Origin of the sequence: Clostridium zhoujianii, from assembly GCF_051590805.1 — a bacterium.
In the GTDB taxonomy this organism is placed as follows: domain Bacteria; phylum Bacillota; class Clostridia; order Clostridiales; family Clostridiaceae; genus Clostridium.
In genome coordinates this window covers 1,223,898-1,248,619 of the sequence record NZ_JBPUTF010000001.1, presented here as the reverse complement: position 1 = coordinate 1,248,619, position 24,722 = coordinate 1,223,898, and the positions used below count along the sequence as shown (strand labels likewise).

Here is a 24,722-nt window from a genome sequence, read left to right as displayed (position 1 = left end):
TTCTTCTTGTGAAACTTAGTTTTTATACATTGATGCTATATTTTCACATTATTATAACATTTTTTCATTGTTATAATATATAATTACATCTTTTTTATTTAAATTAATAATGTGAAAAGCTTGAATAGTTTTTAAACAAAAAAAGGCTGGATATTGTTTTATTACAATATCCAACCTTGATGTAGTTTTCTACCACTTACCGTTAGCCATATGTCCTGCTAATTCTGCTTTACATCTTTGCTTTATAACCCAAGCTTCATTTTTAGCCTTTTCAAATCCATTTACACACTTTGGATCTAGGTTTATTTCTATACCTTCTTTTGAAAGCTCAGCAATTTTTTCTGCTAATAGAATTATTTCAGCATGAATGCTGTTAGTTCTATCCGATGCATATATTTTTCCAGCTTCTTCGCTGCTAAGTTCAACAAACTTTTCTTTTCCTAAATTACACTTTGGACAAACTTCTGGAGCTTCTAATCCTTCCGATACATATCCACATACTGTACATTTAAATAATTTTTTCATAATCATATCTCCCTTAATCTATATATTTTATTTTTATAATCTTGTAAATTTTTCTCTTGTTTCTATATATTTATAATACTATAAGTAGTTTGTTTTGTCAACTAATTATTATTATTAGTTAATAAAATCAATATAGTTGGTATTACTAATAGTGATTATATTTAAGTTTCCCTAACTTTAATATATTTATTAGTATTTAAAATATATTATTCTTCATTTTCATAATTATTAATCTATTTTTCTACTTCATAGCCTGTAATCCTTGTTAGTATCCTCTTAATCATTTCCAAATTATCTGTAATAGAACTTAGTCCAATAATCCTTCGTCTAACTTGTCATCACCTTTCATTAGCTTGTTTTTAACATAAATAGTTTTTATCTCTTTAAAACCTCTTTTCTCTTCATCCTTTATAATCCAGATAATTCTTTCTGCTTAATATATTAGCTTCTGCTCAAGTATTTAATGTTTATGAATCATTTTCATATTTTGCAAGGATTATTCTAAATAAATCATCATCATTCATTATAGATTCAATTTTTTCTGCTATCTTATTACTACTTCTATATGACCCTTGGAGTTTAAATGGATGTTTATTTCGATACTCATCTCCTTCGGCTACTGTATTAATATATTCAATCGCTCATATTACCCTCTCTAGATAATTTAGTCATAGTGATTTAAAGTTTAATACATCTATTTACAGATTTTATTTAATTATCATAAAATAACGCTATTTATTACAATCCATTAATTTTTTTCATATTTGATTTATATTTTATTAAATCTTTCTGGTAGAATGAATATATAAAAATAAACCTTATCCTTTACTAGCAAATGATAAGGTTATAAATATACTTAATATTCTTAATTATGTTATATGAATTGTTAAGAGAATCAATTTCATTATAATTAAATTATTATACCTTCGAAATGGTCTATTTCATGTTGAATAATCTGTGCAGTAAATCCAGTAAATCTTTCTTTATCTTTCTTAAAGTTTCTATCAAGATATTCTACTTCAATTGTTTCATATCTAGTTGTTTTTCTAATGCCTGTTAAAGATAAACAGCTCTCTTCTGTCTCATAAGCTTTCTCTTTTCTCAATATAATTGGATTCACCATAGGTATAATAATATTACCTACACTAAATACCAGTATACATTTTCTAACTCCTATCATATTAGCAGCCAGACCAACACAATACTCTAAATTTGCCCTTAATGTATCTACTAAATCATTAATAACTTCCAAATCATCTTTAGTTGCAGGTTCTGATTTCTGTCCTAAGAATACTATATCTTTTACAACTGGTCTTATCATAATTAATCCAACCTTTCTAGTTTCTTTATCTAAAACTCATAGCTTTATTAATCTTAAATAAACTTACTAAAAATTTATTTTTACTTTAATACTTCATCATATCCGTCTAAAAATAACCACTTTTATACTCAGGATCTTTATATCTACGTTTATTCTTGGTAATATTGCCGAAATCAATAGCTTCCTTAGGACAGCAATTTATACATTTCAAACATAGAATGCACTTTTTCACATCTCTAACAATCTTATTACTATCAATTTTCAATGCATTAACAGGGCAACCTTCTATACATCCTCTACAGCTTATACATTTATCATTGACTTCAAAGTTTAATGTTCGAGCATATAATGGAAATAACAGACCTCCTATAACATAGGACTTAATAAATGAATGTCTTTCTTTTTTATAAGTATTTTCTTTAGCACTGATATATTTTGCAATTTTTCCGATTCTGATTTAGCATCACTTATTCTTCTGTTTTCTTCTTCCACTGGTATCTTATTATCCTCTAGTATGTAGTTACCTGGCAATAATATATGATAGTTTCCCTTTAAAGAAATATTTATTTCTTTAAGTGTGGAATTTAAGACCTCCACTGTTGCTTCTGCTTCTCCTGCTGATGTATATACCGAGTACACGTATTGACCATCATAATCTTTAAAATTTAACTTCTTTACAAAGTCTAAAACAATTTTTGCAGGTCTCCATCCATGTACTGGATATATAAATCCTACTGTTTCATCTTCTTTAAGTTTATATGAAAACTCTTTTTTTCCTATAGCTTTAGGAATTGATATTATCTCTTCCTTAATATTTTTAGAAATTTCATTGGCAACATATAATGAGTTTCCTGTGCCAGTAAAATAAAATATCATACAATCTTCTCCCTGCTATAATATATTGCGCATTACTTTTAGTAATATAAAACAGGGTGCTACTTTATACCAAATAAATACGTTGTTACCTTATTTCTTCTAAATATTTCATAGCATCCTAAACTAAATATAAAGGACCCTATCACATATTTTTATGTATTGATTATATGTTGTGTTTTTTACATGTAAATTTATTTTTTTCTACTAATTCCGCTATGCTTTTACCCTTTAAAATATTAATAACAAAAGGCGCAAGTATTACCATAGCATCTCTGTATCCAAGTTCAATGTTATTTTCTATAGTATCTTTATTTAGATTAATGGTACCTATTCCATTTAATATTTCTAATGGGGATGATGGATAAATCTCAATTATATGTGTATTTTCAAATCCATTTTTATTTACACTATTTTTATAAGACAAATAAACAACAATTATAATATCGCAGTCATAATTTTTCAAAGGATAAATAGGTACATTGTCTACATTATTTTTTGAATATAAAGGAGATTGTATTCCCCCATCTGCATATCTCATTCCATCAATAACTATAGGCTTGAATATATGTGGTATTGAGCATGACGCAAGAACTCTCTCCTTAATTTCATCTTCGCTGCAGTCATTCAATTTAAAATATTCAGCCCTTTCCTTATCTACGTTATATGCACTAGCATATATTTCCTTACCTGAATTATTTATAATATTTAAATCTATATATTCATCGATAAATTTCCTAACTCCAGTCTGCGATAATAAACCTATGTCACTTAATCTTATCTGCTCAAACATTTTACTTTCTACATTTATATTTTTTATTTTCTCTAGGACTGTATAAATTTTATTTAATCGTGTTCTTTCTTGATTTAGTAAAAAACGTGAATAATTTAGATTGCTCCAACTACAATTTATTATTTTCGGATCATCCATAGCAATAAAAAGAGCATTAATTGAACCAATAGATGTACCCGAAATAACTTTTATATTATCTACAATTTCGAGCTCCCTTAATGCTTTATAAACTCCAACTTCATAAGCACCTTTTGCCCCTCCTCCAGCTAAAACCAATCCAATATTTATATCTGATAACTTCTTACTCATCCCTTAATCCTCCTTCCACAGTTATCAAATTGACACCACCTGTTAATTATCACCCTTAATTGTATTATATTTTATACATAATAAACAGACAATGGTCAAAGAAAATGAATACTAAAGTTATATATCTTAAGTCTTCTTCCTATTTATAATATATGAATCTGTAGTATAAGAGCTTAAATTACTGATTATTAAGTAATTCACTAATACTTATATTAGGATTTGTATATCGAACTCTTTTCAATGTACTTTTACCCCATTCAATTGCTTTATTCGGGCAATATTGAATGCAGGCTGTACACTTCTCACATTTATTTTTCCAAAGGGGTTTCTTATCCATAATCTCAATATTCTTAGCTGGACAAATCTCTTCACATAAGCCGCATCCATTACAATTATCAGTAGTCCAAAAATACTTATCATTGTAATTGATCTCACTCCTGATTTTATCTGTTAATTTTGTCGTAGCCTTATCAAAGAGTACAAAAATTATGTTATCCACCTCACAGCCACAGTCTTCCTTATTAATAATCTTATTTGATATTCCCTTAATAAGATTCTTTTCATTTTTAATTATCTTTCTTTGCTTTTCAAGATTAATTGCACTATAAGAAAATATATTATTTCTAGGCATCTTAACTAAGAAACCAGCGTTTAAATTTATCCTATTCATCTTCAAAAGATTACTTAATTTAATTAACACATCTGATGGTGCACCTCCATTAGTTGCTACTGCAAAAACATAAGTATCTTCCCTAGCTTCTACTTTACTTAATATTTTCTCAACAATTAATGGTAGCCTTCCGTAATATACAGGGAAAACTATACCTAATACACTCCCCCTAAAAGTTATCTTATTCTCCTCAGCAAGAGATGTAATTTTAATTAAATTAAAATTTGGGATTTCATGATTAATATCTTTAGCTACTTCAAAGCTATTACCTGTTCCTGAAAAATATACTATCGTATTTTTAATAAGTTCCATTAGAAAATCTACTCCTTTAATTTATATTCTAATGGCATTTTAACCCCTGTACTATAGTACACAGTCAATACTATTTTAAAGAATTTTTTTTATTTCATTGCAATTAGGAACTTTATCTGATATCAATATTTCCTTTACTCTTTTAAGAAGCTTTTCTTTTTCCTCTAACTCCTTCTTTAAAATATCTATCTCATTTAATTTTTCATCAACAACTAATTTAATATTTTTAAAATCTCCATATAAAATTTCATCATCAATAAGTAACTTTATTTCTTTTAATCTAAATCCTAACTTTTTAACCATACATATAAACTGTATTTTATCTATATCATTATTTCCATATATTCTATATCCATTTCTATCTTTATCTGCTTTATCTAACAAACCAATTTTCTCATAATATCTTATAGTTTCTTTATTAATATTTAGCTTTTGAACTAATTCCCCAATTGTATAAATTGCTTCCACCCCATCTATTATTAATTATATTTAAAGGCTTATTAATTACCTTATCTTTAACAGATCCACCACCTAAATTATACCATTACTTAGAGACCTTCTCTATAATTATGCTAAGTACTAGATTTCATTTAACTTTCTTCCTTATATGAAATCATTGAATTTAGTCAAAAAAAGTGTTATGCTATCATAGTTAAACCTGGAAAAAAGGTTTTTCCCACATAAAAATCGAGTATAAATATAAATTGATAAGATACTAATTGCAGAGCTTATTTTATAGGCTCTTTTTTAGTGATAAAGAGAGGTAATAATATGATAAAAGTTGATAACCTATCCTACTCATTTCCGCAAAAGGATCTATTTAATAAAATTTCATTTACATTAGAAGAAGGTCAACATTGCGGCTTTATAGGAACAAATGGCAGTGGAAAAAGCACACTGATAGATATAATTATGGAGCCAGAAAGATATATGTTTGATGGCACCTTAGAGATTGCTCCAAATTGTAGAATAGGGTATGTACGTCAATTCTCAGAACAAGATAAAGAAAAAGAAATTACAGTCTTCGAATATATAGCTGAGGAATTTATTACACTAGAAAATGAAATAAACTCTATTTGTGCTGAAATGGAGACATCTTCTGATGTTGATGTGTTACTAGAAAAGTATCAAGAAGCTTTAGATGCCTTTGATGCAATTAATGGACATGACTACGAAAACCTTATTACTAAAAAGCTTAATCTTACAAACTTAATAAAGTATAAAGATATGAAAGTTTCTGAACTTAGTGGTGGAGAATTCAAGCTTATTCAAGTAATTAAGGGAATGTTAAATAATCCTGACTTATTGATTATGGACGAACCAGATGTATTTTTAGACTTTGGAAATCTTAATTCTCTTAAAAATCTAATTAACTCACACAAAGGGACAATCTTAGTTATTACCCACAACAGATATCTATTGAATCATTGTTTCAATAAAATACTTCACCTTGAAAATATGGAACTACAAGAGTTTGATGGAGGCTATATTGATTATAACTTCACATTACTTCAAACTAAAATTGAGTTACAAGAACTAGCAGCTGCTGATGACGAAGAAATTAAAAGAAACGAGATCTTAATAGATAAACTAAGAGTTATAGCAACTGAAAATGCTGAATCCTTTAGAGGTAAAACTCTAAATGCTAGAGTTAAAATTCAAGAAAGATTAGAAAAACGTAGAATTAAAGCACCCTTTGTGGATATTAAAGAACCTAATATCTCTTTGGTTACTGATAATGATATAGAAGAAACTATTGCATTAAAAGTCAATGATTATAGTGTTTCCTTTGATGAAATACTTCTAGAGAATGTTAGCTTTGAGATTAAATCTACTGATAAAGTTGCTATTGTAGGGTCAAATGGTACTGGAAAGACCACTTTACTTAAAGAAATCTTTAAAAATAATAATAATTCTATTAAGATAAATGAACAAATAAAATTAGCTTATCTATCTCAACTCCGAGACAAAATAATAAATGATTCTAATACCATATTTGAAGAATTCTTCGATGCTGGCTTTAAAAGTTATGAGGATATTAAATCATATCTTTCAAATTATGATTTCGAAGAAGAAGTTCTTAATCAAAAGATAGGGGCTTTATCTGGTGGTGAAAAAAATATACTTCAACTTGCTAGAATTTCTGTTAGTAATGCAAATATGTTGCTTATTGATGAACCAACAAGCCATTTAGACACCTATTCACAAATTGCGCTGGAAAAAGCCATAGCAAACTATAATGGAGCTATTCTCATGGTTTCTCATGACTTCTATTCTATAGTAAACTCTATGGATTATGTTTTAATTATTGAGGATAAGACAATTAGAAGAATGAGTCTTAGAAAGTTTAGAAAGATTATTTATGCTAGTCACTTTGACAAAGACTATTTAGAAATTGAACAAAATAAAAAATCTATTGAAAGAAAAATAGAATTGGCTTTAAAAGACAATGATTTTACCCTTGCAAAAGAGTTATCTGAAGAGTTAGAAGTGCTGATTCAGTTGCTTTAAACATATTTATCCTTATTATAATAAGAAAAAGCTGTACAGTTCTACTGTGCAGTTTTTTCTTTAATGGACTAATTGTTGAATGCAAGTCCTTCTACCTCACCATCACTAATTATTAATTTTTCTCACATAGTTCCATCTAGTAAAAAAATAAAATATAACCTGAAATATTAAATATACAACTATTACCTTATATGAACTACTCATAAATTGTGATATCATATCATTTCCACCCATTACATTTGCTACAAAATTCATAAGAACTGCAGATATTATACTTCCTATAAATACAGGTGCAAAGAAGGTTACTAGAAGCTCTTTTGATATGATCTTATTAACTTCCTTCTTTAAAACGCCAATTTTATAAAGTTTATCAAATCTCCTTTTACTCTCCTCTAGTTCCATATATTGATTAAAGAATAGAACAGTTGCTGATGCTATAAAAAATAGAATTCCCATTATTGTATTTGTAAAGACAAAGAATTTATAACCTTGCCTCATTTCATTATATAAAATAGGTTTTGATATAAATAAATACTTATTTGATAACGCTCTATATTCTTCTGATCCGTAACTAGGATTATTTATTAATGATTCATTTATATCAGCAACAAAATCCTCCTTATTTCTCCATTCAGATAATTTCCATTGATAGCAAATTCCTATTGCAGATCTATCAGTGGATTCTTTTAACTTTATATAATCATTATCATTTAAAACTATTCCTGACTTTGTTGGAAAGACTCGATCATTAGCTATCCATTGATCTCTAAGAGCATTACTCACTTTAAATGCTACCTTTTCACTGATATTTTCTAAATATAGAGTATCTCCCTCTTGTATATTATCATTATCTGGTAACCAGCTAGTTGTAAGCTTTATTGCTTCACCTTCACTAATATTCAGCTTCTTATCACTTAAGAAATTATACTGACTTTCACTTAAAATTGGTTTTTTAGATGTAAAATCTACTCCACCATTATCTGTCTCAAAGTTTAGTACCATAAATTCAAACTTAACTTTATTTTCAATTTCTATATTATGATTTTTTGCTATTTCTTCAATGTGATTTTCATTAACTTTATTTAAGCCAAAGACCTCCGCTATTTCTAAATCATTTTTATTTAAATCAACAACAACTGCTGTTTCATTTAACAAAGCTAAACAGGGTGCTATTGCAAATATAGTAAATGTGCTTAACAATGTTAATACAAATATAACTTTCTTTTGAGAATTGAACTTTCTATTTAAATTAGTAACTTCAATTATATTTCTACTGTAGACTTTAGGCATAGATTTTACTAGTGCTAGTATAGACATTCCAAGGGATGATATTACTATATATACCCCTATAAACATAACTATAATAACTACAACTCCTAGCTCAATATTCCCTCTAAGGTTTTCATCATTTCCTATTATTAATATCCCTACAATTGATGAAATTAGTACTATGATTCCTATAATCCCTGGTAATATCTTTGCTTTTAATTTACCTTGGTTTACTCTTTCCTTCTTTATCAATTCCTCTATGGTAAACTTCTTTGTAGTAATGCTTGTTATAAGTAGTTGGGTTAGAAATATAAATAGAAATACAGATATTGTTAATACAAAGCTTTTATAGTTTAAGCTATAATCTATTCCCTTTAACCCTAGTATATCCACTATGACCATTTGAAATAATCGTGAGAATAGAGCTCCTGAAATTATTCCGATAACTAAAGAAGATATTATTATAATCATATTTTCTACAAATATTACTTTTATGATATTCCTTCTGTTCATTCCTAAAGTCATCATAACTCCGAATTCCTTATATCTTGAATTTAGAAATGCATTATTTGTATAATTAATAAAGAAGATTGAAAATACAATTACTACAAACATTGATATATACATTAATAGATCCATTCCATTGCTTTCTTTATCTGTAGATATAATACTCCCATTAAAAAGCAGTGTTGAATACATAAATAGTATCATTATAGAAAAGCTACTACATATAAAACACATAGAATATTTCTTAATGTGAGATTTAAAATTCTTAATAGCAACTTCTCTAAATGTCATTATCTTCACCTCCTAAAACCGCAAGACAGTTTAGGATTTTATCAAAGAACTCCTTCCTATTTCCACTACTTACAATTTCCATGTTTATAGATCCATCTTTTATAAATATTATTTTCTTACAAAAGCTTGCTGCAAAGGCATCATGAGTTACCATTAATATTGTACTTTCTAATTCCCTATTCATTTTTGTAAATAGCTTCATAACAGCATTTGAAGATTTTGAATCAAGATTTCCTGTTGGCTCATCTGCAAAAACAATTACTGGCTCATTAACTACTGCTCTACTAACTGCTACTCTTTGCTGCTGGCCTCCTGAAACCTCATAAGGGTATTTATCTCCTATATCCTTAATATCAAATACTGACATTGTTTCATCTGCTTTATTATTCATTTCTTCATTAGACTTTTTATCAAGTATCATTGGTAGCATTATATTTTCTTTTAAAGTCAATGAATCTAAGAGATTAAACTCCTGAAATACAAATCCAAGCTTTTGTCTTCTAAATAAAGATAAGTCATCCTCACTCATTGTATTTATATTTTTGCCAACAATTTCAGTTCTTCCTGATGTAGGTTTATTTATTCCACTTAAAATATTTAATAATGAGGTTTTTCCACTTCCTGATGGACCCATTACCCCTACAAACTCACCCTTCTCTATTGAAAATGATACTCCATTTAAAGCCCTAGTTGAATTACTTATGCCCTTACTACTATATATCTTTGTAATATCTTCTACTTCTAATACTTTCATTTGACTCTCTCCCTTTTAGCTATATTACTATTCTAAGATAAGGCCTGCCTTATAGACATCGAATAAACTAATGAAAGCTTACAGTTTTGAAAGGTATTTTATTTTTACAGTTGTACCAGTACCATATTTTGAAGAAATTTCGATTTTATGATTAAGTTTTTCGCATATTTCTTTAACAATAAATAGACCAATACCGCTTGAATCCTTGAATTTTCTTCCGTTATCACCAGTGAAGAAGGGTTCGAATATTCTCCCTATATCATATTTTTGTATACCAACCCCCTCATCTCTAATGTTAAGAATTACTACATTTCCTAACTTATTAATTGTGAAGTATATCATTTTCTTTTGATTTTCATCTGCTGAGTATTTTATTGCATTAGATAATATTTGTGATAGCATTACCTTACTCCACTTTAAATCAGTAAGTATCATAACATCACTATCTATCTCTATTTTCGGATATACTTTATTGTAAATAAACTGATTTTTCTTTTCATTAATTACAGACTTTAATAATTCATTTAAACTAGTTTCAGCTGATATGTAATCCTTGGAAAAATCCTCTAATCTAAGCATATCTAAGACCTGCTCTAAATTATTAAATAACCTTGTATTCTCATCATATACACCTTTAATAGTATCCTTTATATCAATTTCCCCTAGTTTAAACCTCTGAACAACTAAGTCAATTACAGAAACAGGAGTTTTCATATTATGTATCCATTGAGAAATGAACTTATTCTTCTTGAGATTATTATTTTTTATCCTGCTTATTTCATCAATATAATATCTCTCCATTTCCTTAATAACTCTTACTACTTCCTTTTCCTCTTCAGTATATTCATTAAGTATATTAACTTCCTTTCCTGAGGATCTTTTAAGACTTCTATTAAATTCAAAATATCCAAATCCCTTAAATACAAGAAATACACTTAATGTGAATATGCTTATTAAAAATGGATATATAATCTCTATAGTATGATCAGTTGATAATGTATAAAATAAAATTATTAATCCGAAGTTTATAAAATAGATAGTTATAAATTCCACCTGATCCTTGAAAAAACTTATAATCATATTACCTATCTCCTTCTCTTAAAGTGGTGGTATCAAAAATATATCCCAGCCCCCTCTTTGTTTTAATTGCATCCTTAATATTTAAGGTTACTAGAATATTCCTAACTCTTGTAACATTTACTGTTAATGTATTATCATCAATAAAAGAACTATCATCCCATAGCTCTTCTAAAAGCTCTTCTCTTGATAAAACCCTGTCCTGATTTTCAATAAACTTCTTTATAAGTTTAAATTCATTTTTACTTAATTCCTTGATAATTCCCTTATATGAAATCTTAAAGGACTTTTCATCTAACCTTAATCCATAAACATTATCATTTTCACTCAATACTTCACTATAACATCTTCTTAAAAGTCCATTTACCTTTGCAGCTAATAATTCAAGAGAAAATGGCTTTGTTATATAATCGTCAGCTCCTAGTTCTATTCCCATAACCTGCTCTATATCTCTACTCCTTGCAGATATAAAAATTATAGGTACTTTAGATTTACGTCTTATAGCTCCACAAAGATAAAAACCATCATCATAAGGTAGGTTTATATCTAAAAGAACTAAGTGTGGATTTATACTATCAAAGTATCCTTCTACATATTTAAAATCATTAACTTGATATAGGCTATAGCCCTTGCTTTCTAGAAAATGAACTATATTTTTTCTAAGGGATTTATCATCCTCAACTATCATTATTTTAAACATTTTTGCCTCCTTAAAAGAATTACTGTAAGTTAAATAAATTATACTATTATTTTACAATAAATTCCTCATTAGTATATAACTTTATAGTCACAATCTACTACTTAAATATACATACTAAAAATAAAAACTTTTACCTGTACCTTTAAATACAAGTAAAAGTTTTTTATTTTCTGCTTTCTATACAATTATCTCTAGTCTCATTATATGAGAACGTAACTTTTTCTAATATTACTATTAAATATACTTATTTATGCTTTCAACTATTTATTATATCTAAAGCCTTCTCAATTAGCTCATCTCTGCCTGCTTTAATACCTTCAATAGTTGGCTCTAATCTAATGTCAGGTTCTAAACCAACCCTTTGAGTCTCAGTTTTGTCTGGATAGTATACTCCAAGGCCAGTCATAATAGTCGATACTCCTCCAGGTAATTTAATTGTTGTTATATTACCATCAGCTCCAATAGTGTTACTTCCTATAACTGTTGCGTTAGGTGCATTTCTAAGAGACATAGTAACAAACTCTGCATTACTTTGTGTACATTCATTATTTAATATAATAACCTTTCCCTTATAGTAATTTGGGTTATCGTATCCAGATTCTAAATCTTCACCATATATAAACTCTCCTGGTACAGACTGATTAGCCATGGTTATCTTTGAGAATTGACTCTTATTAGGTTTTATATAACCTGCTAAACTATAAATCAAGTTATCTGATGGATAATATCTTAAATCAATTATTATACCCCTTGTATCCATAAAGTTTTTCATTATTGTATCTATTTCACCCTGCTTCAACCTACCAGGATTTATATATCCAATATTTCCATATAATAGCTTATTAGACTCACCCTCTTCTTCGTATATATTTATTTGACTACACTTAACTTCAGTCTTTATTTCTTTACCATCTCTTTCTATGTCGAGCTTTAAGCTATCTTCATTTGTCGCAAATAAATATGGTGTTAAGTTATTTACTATTGCACTATCTCTTGAAAGTGAAATATACTTTGATTTTTCCTTTATAACATCAAATATATCTTTATCATTAACTTTTACTACAACATCACCTACTTTAATATCCATATCTTTTGCAAGATTTGTTATTACCTTTGTAATTACAATTTTATCTTCTACTTTGCTAAATCTTAATGGTGCATTATTTATTCCCCAGAACTTCTGTAAAGTTTTATTTTCATCATAGGTCACTCCATGGCTATCATGTATTTTTGTTGATAATTCTGCTACTGTTAGCTTATAGGATAATTCATCATTAGCTTCAAGAAACTTTGGTATAAAGTCATTTAACACAGCATTCCAATCCTCTCCCATTACTGTTCTATAGGGATTAAAGTAATGAACTATATTCCAATACCTAAATAAACTAAGAATCCTATATCCATCATCATCAAAATTCATATTTTTATAGTCATCTTCATTCTTAAAATCACAATAGGTATCATCCTGAAATGCAACATAGGATTTATCTCTCTCTGTAATATATGTCTTTGAAAGCTTAACTAATAGGTCACTTAATTCTTTATTTAAATAAGTTTCATCTTTTATCCAACCATTATCAGCTTCTAGCATTACAGCTCCCGTAGTACTTGGTTTCCCCTCTTTAATTTCACCAAATTCATTTATCCAGCCGTATAAAATTTCATCTACTTCATTTGAATCCTTTGCATTAAGTACTTTTGGCATTACTCTAAATAGTTCATAATCCCAGTTAACTTTACCTGCTACAACCTTAGGATGATGATATTTTGTAAAACCCCAAACCTTACATAACTTGTTCAAATTTTCAATCTCAGTAGGGCTTATATTTTCGATTGTGATTTTACTACCATCATTAAATTCTCCGTCAAAGACTTTTCTATCTGTAAAATATAATAGACCTACTATCCCTACCAAAATTCCTAGAATAATTAATATAGACCTTTTAATCCATGTACTTTTTTTACCCTCCACTAATACCCCTCCAATATTACTTATATTGTTTTATTAGTATATCATTAACTTTTGACTAACTCTTTATTTAATATTACAAAGTTGTAAAATAATTGTTAAAGACTTTAGATACAAAAAAATCCACAACAAAATATCGTGGATTTTTTATATTATTTATTACCCTATAAGTATTATCTTTATTTACTTCTAAATTAAGCTATATTATATTTTAAACTTAGACACAACTTCACTAAGTTTTTGAGCTAGCTCAGATTGACTTTGAGCTGTTTGTGCTAATTCTTCCATAGCAATAGTTGCCTCATTAATATTTTCATTAACAGAACCAAGATTACTTGATGATGACTCAGCCATCTCAGCTACCCCATAAACTGCTTTACTTACCTCTTTTACTGTAGATGTTATTTCTTCACTCATTGAAGCTATATTTTCACTCATTGAGTTCATGTAAATACCGTCTGCTTCATATTGATTTCCAACTGTTACAAATTCGTTAAACTCTTTTACTATTTCCTCATTCATAAATTTAAGTAACACATTACTACTTTCATTAATATACTTAAAAGCACTTTCTACTTCTTTTATAGTATCTTTAACCTTCTTTACAGTTTCATTTGATTGCTCTGCTAAAATTCTAACTTCCTCTGCAACTACAGAGAATCCTTTTCCATTTTCTCCAGCTCTTGCAGCTTCTATTGCAGCATTTAATGCTAATAAATTAGTCTGATTTGATATTCCTTCAATAACATTAGCCATAACTACTATTTCATTTATTATTTTTCCTCTATTCATAGCCTCAATAATGTCATTTTCAACTTCTTTATATATTTTATTTGTACTAACTATTATGTTATTTGTTTTGTTTTTAATTTTGATTGCTCTTTCTTTTACCTTCTCTGAATTTGAGCTACCATTTATTGCTTCATCTGATAAGGTACCTATACTTGAATCTATCTCAGACATAGCTGCCGATAATTCCTCAGTAGTTGCACTAGTTTCTTGAATCACTGAATTTACTTTATTTGTAGATTCATTTATTTCTTCAAATTGTGCTGTCATCTCTTCTATTGTTGCTGATAGTTCTTCACTTGCAGAACTAATTTCGTCAGTGCTACTTATTAAAGTTGTTATTAGTTCCCTCATATTTTCCTGTGCTTTATTAAGAGCTTCATCTATATCTCCAAATTCATTATTTGAAACCATAACTGATTTAGAGAGATCATAATTTGATAATCTAGTTGCTAATATTTTTATTTTATTTATTCCATTTTTTATGCTTTTTATTATTACAACTTCAGAAACTATTGCTATTATTATTGCTATTATTAAAATTGCAACTATAAAAATTGATGAATTTTTATAGATATTATAATTACTATTTAGAGCCTCTTCTGCCCACTTTTTATTTAGCTCAATTAATTCATTAATTTTTTCGTTACAATCTTTTATTAAGCTAGTATACCTAGGAATTAATTCATTTGCCTCATCCTTCTTGTTATCTTTAAGTAGCGCAAGAATTGATTCCCTAGTTTCTCTATATCTAATGACTGTATTATTAAGCTCATCAAAAAGCTTTCTATCCTCTTCATTTGTTATTGTAGCATCGTAATCACTTATAATATCTAATGCCCTCTGTTTTAGACTTGCAATTTGTTTTAATATTTCTGATTCCTCTTTAGTATCATTAACTTTCATTAATTCTTCTATTCCAACATACATTTCTAATTGAACTTTACCCAGTTCCCCAATACTAGACATACCTACAGCATTTTCATAATATAGAGTACTAGATTCTTTATTAATTTTATGCATACTTAATAAACCTAAGCCGCCTATAGTAAACAAAAATAGTAGTATTAATGAAAATACCATTATTAATTGATGTGAAATTTTTAATTTTTTACTTTTTAACATTGTACACTCCTATATATTTTATATTTATATTTTTATAACAATCATCAGCAATATAATAAAACTAGTTATATAAATGATTTATATTTCACGTCGTCCCCATAATTCGCCAACATTAGATATATTATAACACCTTTTTCATATATTTTTCAATTTAAATCCTTTTTCTATTTAACTATATGTTTTATACTACACTTATTTATTGTTAAAAATCTAGGCAAAACAATATACAAAAATAATAAGAACTCTAACTTAAAAAGGAAGCTAATCCATTCTGTTGGATTGGCTTCCTTTATCACATTATTTGTGTTTATCTTCTAATTTTTTTAAAATAATATCTACCTTATTGTTCATTTCTCTATTACCATTAATTTAATTCATAACTGATATTATACCTTTATATATACATATAGCAACTGCTACTACTAAGGTAATATTAATAACTGTCCATAAAATAATACTAATATCTAACTCCATATAATAGCCTCCTTTACTATAATAATTCACATTAAATTTAACGTTTCAAGTGATTCTCTATAAGTGCCATTATCTAAATTCTCAAAATCTTTTTATATATCATAGATATTTAGCCTTGTAAGCTATTTTTTGAATCTCCTTATATAAGCTTCAAACTAATCTTTCTAACAAATTCCATTACTTCTACTTCATTTGCAATTTCCCCTTTAGATGGATAAGTCTTTTTCAATGCCTCAAATTCTTTTAATAATTTATTTGCCTTATCCATATTCCTTTCTATTATAAGGTAATACGCGTACATCAGACGTTTCTTTGTGATATGAGTCTCAGTAGCCGTAATATACTTCTTTAACTCTTCAGTATATAACCTTTCTATTACTTCATGTTTTCTATCACCAATAATTTCATAGAATAGAAGCTCACAATCTATTTCATATTCATATACCTTTGGTATATCAGGCGCTACTTCTAATAAGTCTTCATAGCATTTCTTTGCATTGTCAAAGTCAAGTTTATCATGATAATAAGCAGCCTCAATACATTTTACTGGAGTTATTAATGGATTATTATAATCTGCACCTTCTTTAAGCTGAAACCACTGAATTGGCATGTCTTTAATCCTCTTTCCTTTATACATAAGTCCATTTATCTTTAGTTGGATATAAAATGAGTATTTTATTATATCGCTTTTTCCAATTGATAGTGCATTATATCCGTCATTAGGAATTCCTCCTACTTTCATTGGAATTCCATTAGTGATAATAATAATTACACCTGATATAATCATCATATTTAAAAATATACTTAAAATAATATTATCAGAATATGTTATGCAAATAGCTACTGATGCAATTGAAACTACAGTATTCATAAATACTCCACCTAGGTTAAATAGAATATATTTAATTTCTCTATAATCTTCATTTTTGGGCATCATAAGGCATTGGCCGCCAGTTCCTTGTATTTTGAACTTCTTTATAGTAAGCTTACCATCATCATTAACTATAGTTAATGATCCTACTCTAAAGGATACAAACTCATATCCAGATAGAAGTCCAAATACTAAATGCCCTCCTTCGTGTATTATCACCTGAATTATAAAAGTAATAAAAAGAGTTACAAATACTAATATAAATTCAAATAGTCCTAAATCAGGTATATCACTTTTTCTCGAACCTAGTATTGCTCCCACTATTCCACCAATTACTACACAGACTATTATGAGTAATATAAATCCAATTACTCCTTTGGACTTATTATCTTTCTTCATTTATATCCCCCCAAGCTTATTAGTACCATTATATAACATATACTCTTCTGCTAACAGTATATTAGGACAATCACTAAACTGCATATCTATTTATAAGGAAGTTGATTTCATGGAACTATATGACTCTCATATGGACTATACCATATATATTTCGAAATAAATATTATAATTAAATCAATCTTATTTTATAAATTTATTCATATATATGTATAAAGTGATTCTTAAGCTTAGATGGAGTTTTCTTAATAGGATTCCTACTCCATCTGAAGCTTATAATAACAAATCTTGTCTCATATCAATGCTTAGCTTCAACTTATTGAAGATTTGAGTATTAGTAATTATATGGCTGTTAAAATTTTATATAGGTGGTGCTACTATTAGGGATGAGTATTACAATCCATACTTAGATGAAGATACAGAGGGATACATTGCTGAATATAGAGGTGACTTTAAAGGTGAAATTGATAAAGTAGATTATGCTTTTGGAGATATAATAAACGAAAAGTTAGCAGTAGTTGCTGTGAATGAAGATGATATTCCTAGATTACTGAAAGATGTTCCTTCCATTATATTTATTGAAGTTAGAGGAGCATATGTACTTCAGGATATTTCTCCAAATAGTGTTGATGAGATCAATCAGATGAAGATAAATCCTTATCTAAATTTAACTGGTAAAGGAGTATTAGTTGGTCTAATAGACACTGGAATTGATTACTTGAATAAAGAATTTATAAGAGAAGATGGTACTTCAAGGATTGAAAGTATTTGGGATCAAACAATTCAAGCTCCTGTTCATCCATATCACTTAGGTAAAGAATTTACTAGTGATGAAATAAATAGAGCACTAAAAGCCAAGGCAAATAATCAGAATCCATATGATATTGTGCCATCAGTAGATACTAATGGACATGGTACAAAAATCGCTGGGATAATTGGTGCGAGAGGCTACGATAAAGCAATAGAAGGTGTAGCTAACGATTGTAACTTTGTTGTAGTTAAATTGGCCCCTTCTGCTAATTATAAAAAGATATTAAAAGAGAATGGCCTTCAAGAAGTTCCTGTATATAATACACCTGAAGTATTAGCAGGAATAGACTATTTATATCAATATTCTATAAAGGTTAATAAGCCACTTATAATTAATATTAGTGTAGGAACAACTGTAGGTGCCCATAATGCTAATAATCTAATATCAACTTACTTATCTGAAATCTCTGATAAAAGAGGTATTATAATAGTGGCTGGAACTGGTAATGAAGGTTTAGGAGATGGACATTACTCAAACAATATCAAATTTGTTGGTGAAGAAGATATTATAGAATTAAATATTACAAAGGACTTAAAAAACTTTTCACTATATATATGGATAACAAGACCAAATAGAATGTCTATAAATATTACTTCTCCCTATAGTGAAAGTTCAGGATATATAGATGCAAATATATCTAAGAAAAAGGTAGTTAATTATATATTAATTAATACAACTCTCACTGTTAGGATTTCTGATGCAGACGTAACAACTGGCTATGAGACTATAAAATTATCATTTAAAGATATACGAAAAGGTATTTGGAAGATTGGACTAAAAGGAGATTATATAATTGATGGAAGGTTCCATATATGGCTATTACCCCTATCTCTTTTACCTGATGGTACTAGATTTCTTAAGCCTGATCCACTAAATACACTAACTATTCCATCAACAGCTTTAAATGTAGTTACAGTAGCTTACTATAATAGCCTAACTAATTCTATAGTTGGAACCTCAGGACGTGGATATAATACAGATGGAGCTATTAATCCTGATATTACAACAGCTGGAGTTAATATTTTAACTACTTCTCCAGGTGGAATAATAGCAACTGCAAGTGGAAGTTCAGCTGCCACAGCAATTGTTTCAGGTGTATGTGCTTTAATTATTCAATGGGCAATAATTGATAACCACGATTCAGAAATATTTTCAGCTAAAGTCAGAAGTTACTTAATTTATGGTGCAGACAAAGATAGTAATAGAACTTACCCTAATGAGACAACTGGTTATGGTACTTTAAATATATTAAATACCTTTGAATTCATAGGTGGAATATATAGAAATGCAACATCTAAATATTATGAGTATGAATCAAAAAGTTTTTTAATGAGAATAGAAATAGATACTTATAGAATATGCGATAAAAGGATTGATTTATTTGATTAATAGAATTAGTGATATTCCTGAAAATATTTATGCAAATCTAGATTATAGACACTTTCTAATTCAGTATGAAGGTAATATATCTGAAGAATTTAAGGATATTGATGGTATATATGTAACTATAATTAATGATAAATACGCAACATTATCCGTAAAAATAGACTTAAATTATCTGGATGATGAAATAACATATATTCGAAATATAATTGAAAGGAATAATAGAAGATTTGATGCTATTACCTATATTAAAATATTAGAAATATATACATTACTACAAACTACCCCAAAAGAGGCTACTAACCTGAAATATATACAAAATGAAGATTCAATAAATTTAAAGGGTAATGGTGTTGTGGTTGGTATAATTGATACAGGAATAGACTACTTAAATGATGAATTTATAGATGATAATGGTAATACAAGGATAAACTTTATCTGGGATCAAACTATAATGGATGGTAAAAAAACTAACCTTGAAACCCCTTACGGAAGCATATTTACTAAAGAAAAGATAAATATGGCATTGCAAGAACATAGAAAAGGAGGTAATCCTTACGATATTGTACCTTCTAAAGATGAAATTGGACACGGGACTAATATGGCATCTCTTGTTGGTGCTAAAGGTAAAAATGATTTACTTACAGGAGTTGCACCTAATTGTGAATTTGCAATTGTTAAGTTATTAGAAGCTATTTCAATAAAAGAAAGATTTGATATAAAAATACCTACTTATAATATCACATCCTTATTTTCAGCTTTAGAACTTCTAAAAAATTATGCTTTGAAAGAGTCTAAACCATTAGTTATATTATTACCACTAGGAACAAGCCTCGGAAATCATAAAGGTAACTCTATAATGGATAAATATATAAAATCAATTTCTATTAATACAGGAATAGTAATTGTAACTGGCTCTGGAAACGAAGGTAATGAAGGGGGACATACATCAGGTTTAATACAAAATGTAGGTGATAGTAAAACTATAGAGCTTATAATTTCAAATGAAGATAAAAATTTAATTGTAGATTTTTGGATTGATTTACCTAACGTCGTGAGTATTAATGTAATCTCTCCTTCAGGTGAAGAGTCCGGTATAATGCAAAGTTCTATAGGCAGTGTAGATTCTTTTAAATTTATATTAGAGGAAACTACCGTTGTTTCTAAAGAATTTATCCCAGAAGTATTTACAGGAGAGCAATTAATAAGAATTGCCATGCATAATATACGATCCGGTACTTGGAAGTTTAGACTAACTTTAGATAAAGGATCTAATGCAACCTTTAACTCTTGGACTTTTCAAAGTGGAATCAAAAGTAAGAATACTAGATTCTTTTCTAGTATCCCTTATGGAACTATTACAATTCCAGGTGATTCAGCTGAAATAATTACAGCTGCAGCTTATAATCAAGAGAATGATAATATACTAAATTATTCAGGTATGGCATTTAGTGAACTATATCTAGATAGAATAGATATAGCAGCAGGTGGAAAAGATGCTTTAGCAGTTGGACCCAATAATAGAATTGATCAATTAAATGGTACAAGTGTTTCAGCAGCTATTTTAGCAGGAGCTTGTACTTTGTTATTCCAATGGGGCATAGTAAGAGGTAATAATCCTCTACTTTCATCACAAAATGTAAAAACATACTTAACAAGGGGAACTAGAAAAAGAACTGGTGACATATATCCAAACCCTCAATGGGGATATGGAATGTTAGATATATATGGAATATTTAAAAACTTAACTTAGATTCTAGTAAGCTAACTATGCAAAATATCTTATTGGATTCTCTATATATGATATAATACTCCTAAAAATAATAACTAAAAAAACTTGGCAGGTACTTGACCTGCCAAGTTTTTTTACTGTTTTATTTCCTTTGATACTAAAACTAAATCATAAATATCAATAAAGTTATCATGATTTAAATCAAGAGAAGAATCCCACTCTACTTTATCTCCAGGTTTACTGTTATAACTCTTTGCAATCTCTGATATATCTTTAATATCTACCCTATTATCAGTATTAACATCAGCTGGCATAATTCCACTCTTGTAAGAAGTGAAGGTTCCTGAATCAAAGTCATGTATTAACTTACCACCTCTTGAAAATAGTACTTTACCATTATTATCAGCTCCACCTCTTTTAATTGTCTTCAAAAGAGTATGGTATTTAACACTAAATAGTTTAAGTTCATAACTATTTGATGTAATTATATATTTGCTATCACTTGTGAAAGATGCTGCTGTTGGATATGAACCTGTATTCCATTCTCCAAAGGTCTTAGTTATATCTGAGCTGTCAATATCAAATATCGTATATCCAGATCCATTACCTCCACCACAAGAGAATGCTATGTGTTTCTTATCCCATGACATAGCAAGATCAAGTCCATTTCCTCCTAACCTTGCACTTTGCTGAAGCTGTATACCCTTGCTGCTTTCATTATAAGTATATCTATAAATTGAACTTGGACTTATTCCCTTCTCTGCAAGAAATAAATTATTATTATCTTTATCATAAATAATTGATCCAACATCATCTACATCTGCTTCAATACTATTAACTACTTGCTTTCTTACTAAATCTATTGTACTTATATAACCCTTTGGCCATATTCCTGCATATGCAAAAGCATATCCCTCTTCACCAAATGTAATTCCACCATATGAATAGGTAGTGGCTATTTCAGTAACTTCATCTGTATTTACATCAATTTTAATAATCTTTTTTTCATCTTTTACTGATGCAATTATTATTCCTCTATCAAAGTCAAAATCAATACAATTTGGCACTGATGTAAGTTGATACTCCTTAGCTACTTCACTAGAAATCACATTCAATATTTTGATTTTATTCGTATTATCAGCCGTAATCACCCAACCATCTGTTAAAGCTATAGGCTTAACCTTAACATCTTTTCCAATATTAATAGTCTTTGATGTATCAACTGAACTTTCATCAATATCGTCAATTGTACTATTAATATTTTTAGCCTTAACATCAATATATACAGTATCACTATTAGTGCTTCCATCATTTACAGTAAGGGATACTTTATAATTACCTATTAAATCTGCTTTAAATGAAGGTGTTGCAGTAGTTGCTCCACCTAATTGTGCTTGACTACCTGTAGGTTTTGAAAGAAGGGCCCAATTATATTTTAAGGTAGCTCCTGTTTTCCCAAGACTTTCCTTCCCATTTAAATTAACATTAAATCCTTTATAAGTAGTATTACTTCTATTTATAACTGCAATAGGTTTCATTGCTAAATATGAATCCAATGCATCTGCTTTACCATTTCCATAAATACTGTCGTAACCTACTGTCCCCATATCTTTAGCATTATTCTTTACTAAGTTACTAACTTGATTATTTGTCATTCCAGGATTTTTTGACCATAACAAAGCTACTATTGCTGCTATATGTGGTGCAGCTGCACTTGTACCACTGAATTTTGTTGGAAATCCACCTGCACCTGTAACAGACACTCCTGCTGCTCCACTAATATCTGGTTTGTTTATCTTTACATTATTAAGCTTAGACACTGGTCCTTGTGAGGAGTAGTTAGCAACTTCATTTGGAGCTGAAGCTTCAATTGCACCTACTGTAATAACTTCTGGAACAGCAGCTTGACCAAAAATTGAATCACTTGAAACAACATTATTTATATAATTCTCTCCATAAATATATAGTTCTAATGTTTTTTGTGCTGCTTCTCCTTCAGAATTTTTCACATCTATAACAGCATCAATACTATTACTTGTATTATTTGTATATTGAATAGCTTCTAATGGATTTGATCCAGCACCATTTTGATAAGCACTACTTTCACCAATAATATTTCCATTCATATCTCTAAGATATAGATCATAATCATTATTTGAGTTACCAAATTGATCATCCCATTGTAAGACAACTATGGCACTTTCACCTGGCTTAACTCGAATGTACATATTCTTATCATCTGGCTTTTTACCAGAACTAAAGTCATGATTATTATAGCCACCATTATAATAAAGTCCTGTATAATGACTTGTAGCCGAGTTTCCAGCAGATGACATATAGCATATTCCTGTCTTCTTTATAACATCTTTAACATGGGTGGCAACTATTCCATCCTCGAAGAATGGCTCCGTAATCCATGAAATATCATCTACTATTATATTACAGCCTGCTGCTACTAAATTATCAACTGCTTTATTAAATCCAATTTTATCTTCCCCACAATCATTAAAATACAAGTCAGCTCCTGGTGCTAAAGCATGTACTATTTCTAACATGGCTGTTCCTTCATCACCAGTAACCTTATTACTTAATACAGTTACATTTGATGGTAGTGCCCCCTTCTTAACAGAATCATTCAAATGATCAACACCATCAGAGATAACCCCAACTTTCATACCTTTCCCATTAGAACCACTATTAAGTTTTCTTACAAGGTCAGCTCTGTGTAATTGATCCCCTTCAGTTGCTACATTAATATTAGGTTTAATTACTATTTCAATATTTATAACCTCATCTAAAGCTTTAATTTCCTTTATTTTATCTACATTAACCCAGGCTGTAAAAAGTTTATTTTCACTATCAATGTTACCAATCTTATTTATATAAGGCTCAACAATTTTAGTACCTTCTCCAGTCTTTGTCTTTATATATACATATACCATTGAGTTAGCTGATTTTGTTAACTTTTGATTTCCAGTTAACTCTAAAAGCTTTGAATCTAGTTTTGAATCTAGTTTTGAATTCTCTAATTCTTTATCAATTAATGGTTTCACTTCATTTCCTTGGTAGAATATATTTAATTTATCATCTGACTTTTCATCTTTAGCTGATACATTAAGTATAAAAGTTCCTTGGACCATTGTCGATGTTAGTAAAATTGCTATAACTTTTTTGAATTTATTTAATCCCCTCATTTTCAGAATTATCCCCCTTTTATTATTTAATTTATTACCAATTCACATCAATTAATAACCATATAT

General features: G+C 28.6%; 16 protein-coding genes and 1 pseudogene. 3 read left to right on the top strand and 14 right to left on the bottom strand.

Features of this window, described 5'->3' with window-relative positions; genetic code table 11:
* Positions 1-189: 189 nt before the first annotated feature.
* The 6 genes and pseudogenes from ACSYT2_RS05900 to ACSYT2_RS05875 all read right to left on the bottom strand — a co-directional run bounded on the left by ACSYT2_RS05900 (position 190) and on the right by ACSYT2_RS05875 (position 5,271).
* Positions 190-525: a rubredoxin-like domain-containing protein gene (locus ACSYT2_RS05900; protein ID WP_438384101.1), complete on the bottom strand. Its 336-nt coding sequence runs from the start codon at positions 523-525 to the stop codon at positions 190-192.
* 910 nt (positions 526-1,435) lie between these two features.
* Positions 1,436-1,846 carry a peptide deformylase gene (locus tag ACSYT2_RS05895; protein ID WP_438384099.1) on the bottom strand — a complete coding sequence of 137 codons (411 nt, stop codon included), beginning with the start codon at positions 1,844-1,846 and terminating at the stop codon, positions 1,436-1,438.
* Between the two features lie 190 nt (positions 1,847-2,036).
* A pseudogene (locus tag ACSYT2_RS05890) lies at positions 2,037-2,722 on the bottom strand (EFR1 family ferrodoxin); the annotation flags it as partial.
* Positions 2,723-2,885: 163 nt separating this feature from the next.
* Positions 2,886-3,821, bottom strand: coding sequence for a patatin-like phospholipase family protein (locus tag ACSYT2_RS05885; RefSeq protein ID WP_438384098.1), 936 nt, complete (start codon positions 3,819-3,821; stop codon positions 2,886-2,888).
* A gap of 178 nt (positions 3,822-3,999) precedes the next feature.
* Positions 4,000-4,803: an EFR1 family ferrodoxin gene (locus tag ACSYT2_RS05880; RefSeq protein WP_438384096.1), complete on the bottom strand. Its 804-nt coding sequence runs from the start codon at positions 4,801-4,803 to the stop codon at positions 4,000-4,002.
* 75 nt (positions 4,804-4,878) lie between these two features.
* Positions 4,879-5,271, bottom strand: coding sequence for a MerR family transcriptional regulator (locus tag ACSYT2_RS05875; protein WP_438384094.1), 393 nt, complete (start codon positions 5,269-5,271; stop codon positions 4,879-4,881).
* Positions 5,272-5,574: 303 nt separating this feature from the next.
* On the opposite strand from ACSYT2_RS05875, the gene ACSYT2_RS05870 reads away from it, so the two are divergent.
* Entirely contained in the window at positions 5,575-7,314 is a 1,740-nt protein-coding gene (locus ACSYT2_RS05870; protein ID WP_438384092.1) for an ABC-F family ATP-binding cassette domain-containing protein, read from the top strand.
* A 105-nt stretch (positions 7,315-7,419) separates the two neighbouring features.
* Here ACSYT2_RS05870 and ACSYT2_RS05865 read toward each other — a convergent pair whose 3' ends face one another.
* The 7 genes from ACSYT2_RS05865 to ACSYT2_RS05835 form a co-directional block, all read right to left on the bottom strand.
* Positions 7,420-9,381, bottom strand: a complete 1,962-nt coding sequence (locus ACSYT2_RS05865) for an ABC transporter permease (RefSeq protein WP_438384090.1) — start codon at positions 9,379-9,381, stop codon at positions 7,420-7,422.
* Complete coding sequence (locus tag ACSYT2_RS05860) at positions 9,371-10,135, bottom strand: ABC transporter ATP-binding protein (protein ID WP_438384088.1); 765 nt, start codon at positions 10,133-10,135, stop codon at positions 9,371-9,373. Before ACSYT2_RS05860 ends, ACSYT2_RS05865 begins: the two co-directional genes overlap by 11 nt.
* Positions 10,136-10,213: 78 nt before the next feature.
* Entirely contained in the window at positions 10,214-11,215 is a 1,002-nt protein-coding gene (locus ACSYT2_RS05855; RefSeq protein WP_438384087.1) for a sensor histidine kinase, read from the bottom strand.
* A gap of 1 nt (position 11,216) precedes the next feature.
* Positions 11,217-11,912, bottom strand: a complete 696-nt coding sequence (locus tag ACSYT2_RS05850; RefSeq protein ID WP_438384085.1) for a response regulator transcription factor — start codon at positions 11,910-11,912, stop codon at positions 11,217-11,219.
* Positions 11,913-12,168: 256 nt separating this feature from the next.
* Positions 12,169-13,884 carry a S41 family peptidase gene (locus ACSYT2_RS05845; protein ID WP_438384083.1) on the bottom strand — a complete coding sequence of 572 codons (1,716 nt, stop codon included), beginning with the start codon at positions 13,882-13,884 and terminating at the stop codon, positions 12,169-12,171.
* A 201-nt stretch (positions 13,885-14,085) separates the two neighbouring features.
* A complete protein-coding gene (locus ACSYT2_RS05840; protein WP_438384082.1) occupies positions 14,086-15,795 on the bottom strand; it encodes a methyl-accepting chemotaxis protein in 1,710 nt (569 codons plus the stop codon).
* A 613-nt stretch (positions 15,796-16,408) separates the two neighbouring features.
* Complete coding sequence (locus ACSYT2_RS05835) at positions 16,409-17,539, bottom strand: M50 family metallopeptidase (protein ID WP_438384080.1); 1,131 nt, start codon at positions 17,537-17,539, stop codon at positions 16,409-16,411.
* 520 nt (positions 17,540-18,059) lie between these two features.
* On the opposite strand from ACSYT2_RS05835, the gene ACSYT2_RS05830 reads away from it, so the two are divergent.
* Both ACSYT2_RS05830 and ACSYT2_RS05825 read left to right on the top strand, forming a co-directional pair.
* Entirely contained in the window at positions 18,060-19,736 is a 1,677-nt protein-coding gene (locus ACSYT2_RS05830; protein WP_438384078.1) for a S8 family peptidase, read from the top strand.
* Positions 19,729-21,483: a S8 family peptidase gene (locus tag ACSYT2_RS05825; protein WP_430856244.1), complete on the top strand. Its 1,755-nt coding sequence runs from the start codon at positions 19,729-19,731 to the stop codon at positions 21,481-21,483. Before ACSYT2_RS05830 ends, ACSYT2_RS05825 begins: the two co-directional genes overlap by 8 nt.
* Before the next feature lie 113 nt (positions 21,484-21,596).
* Here ACSYT2_RS05825 and ACSYT2_RS05820 read toward each other — a convergent pair whose 3' ends face one another.
* Positions 21,597-24,656, bottom strand: a complete 3,060-nt coding sequence (locus tag ACSYT2_RS05820) for a S8 family serine peptidase (RefSeq protein WP_438384075.1) — start codon at positions 24,654-24,656, stop codon at positions 21,597-21,599.
* Between the last annotated feature and the right edge of the window lie 66 nt (positions 24,657-24,722).

Excerpts from the sequence above, each read along its gene's own strand:
- ACSYT2_RS05835 (WP_438384080.1), bottom strand. The coding sequence starts at position 17,539 with ATGAAGAAAGATAATAAGTCCAAAGGAGTAATTGGATTTATATTACTC.
- ACSYT2_RS05885 (WP_438384098.1), bottom strand. The coding sequence starts at position 3,821 with ATGAGTAAGAAGTTATCAGATATAAATATTGGATTGGTTTTAGCTGGA.
- ACSYT2_RS05870 (WP_438384092.1), top strand. The coding sequence starts at position 5,575 with ATGATAAAAGTTGATAACCTATCCTACTCATTTCCGCAAAAGGATCTA.
- ACSYT2_RS05900 (WP_438384101.1), bottom strand. The coding sequence starts at position 525 with ATGAAAAAATTATTTAAATGTACAGTATGTGGATATGTATCGGAAGGA.
- ACSYT2_RS05880 (WP_438384096.1), bottom strand. The coding sequence starts at position 4,803 with ATGGAACTTATTAAAAATACGATAGTATATTTTTCAGGAACAGGTAAT.
- ACSYT2_RS05860 (WP_438384088.1), bottom strand. The coding sequence starts at position 10,135 with ATGAAAGTATTAGAAGTAGAAGATATTACAAAGATATATAGTAGTAAG.
- ACSYT2_RS05820 (WP_438384075.1), bottom strand. The coding sequence starts at position 24,656 with ATGAGGGGATTAAATAAATTCAAAAAAGTTATAGCAATTTTACTAACA.
- ACSYT2_RS05865 (WP_438384090.1), bottom strand. The coding sequence starts at position 9,381 with ATGACATTTAGAGAAGTTGCTATTAAGAATTTTAAATCTCACATTAAG.
- ACSYT2_RS05855 (WP_438384087.1), bottom strand. The coding sequence starts at position 11,215 with ATGATTATAAGTTTTTTCAAGGATCAGGTGGAATTTATAACTATCTAT.
- ACSYT2_RS05840 (WP_438384082.1), bottom strand. The coding sequence starts at position 15,795 with ATGTTAAAAAGTAAAAAATTAAAAATTTCACATCAATTAATAATGGTA.
- ACSYT2_RS05895 (WP_438384099.1), bottom strand. The coding sequence starts at position 1,846 with ATGATAAGACCAGTTGTAAAAGATATAGTATTCTTAGGACAGAAATCA.
- ACSYT2_RS05850 (WP_438384085.1), bottom strand. The coding sequence starts at position 11,912 with ATGTTTAAAATAATGATAGTTGAGGATGATAAATCCCTTAGAAAAAAT.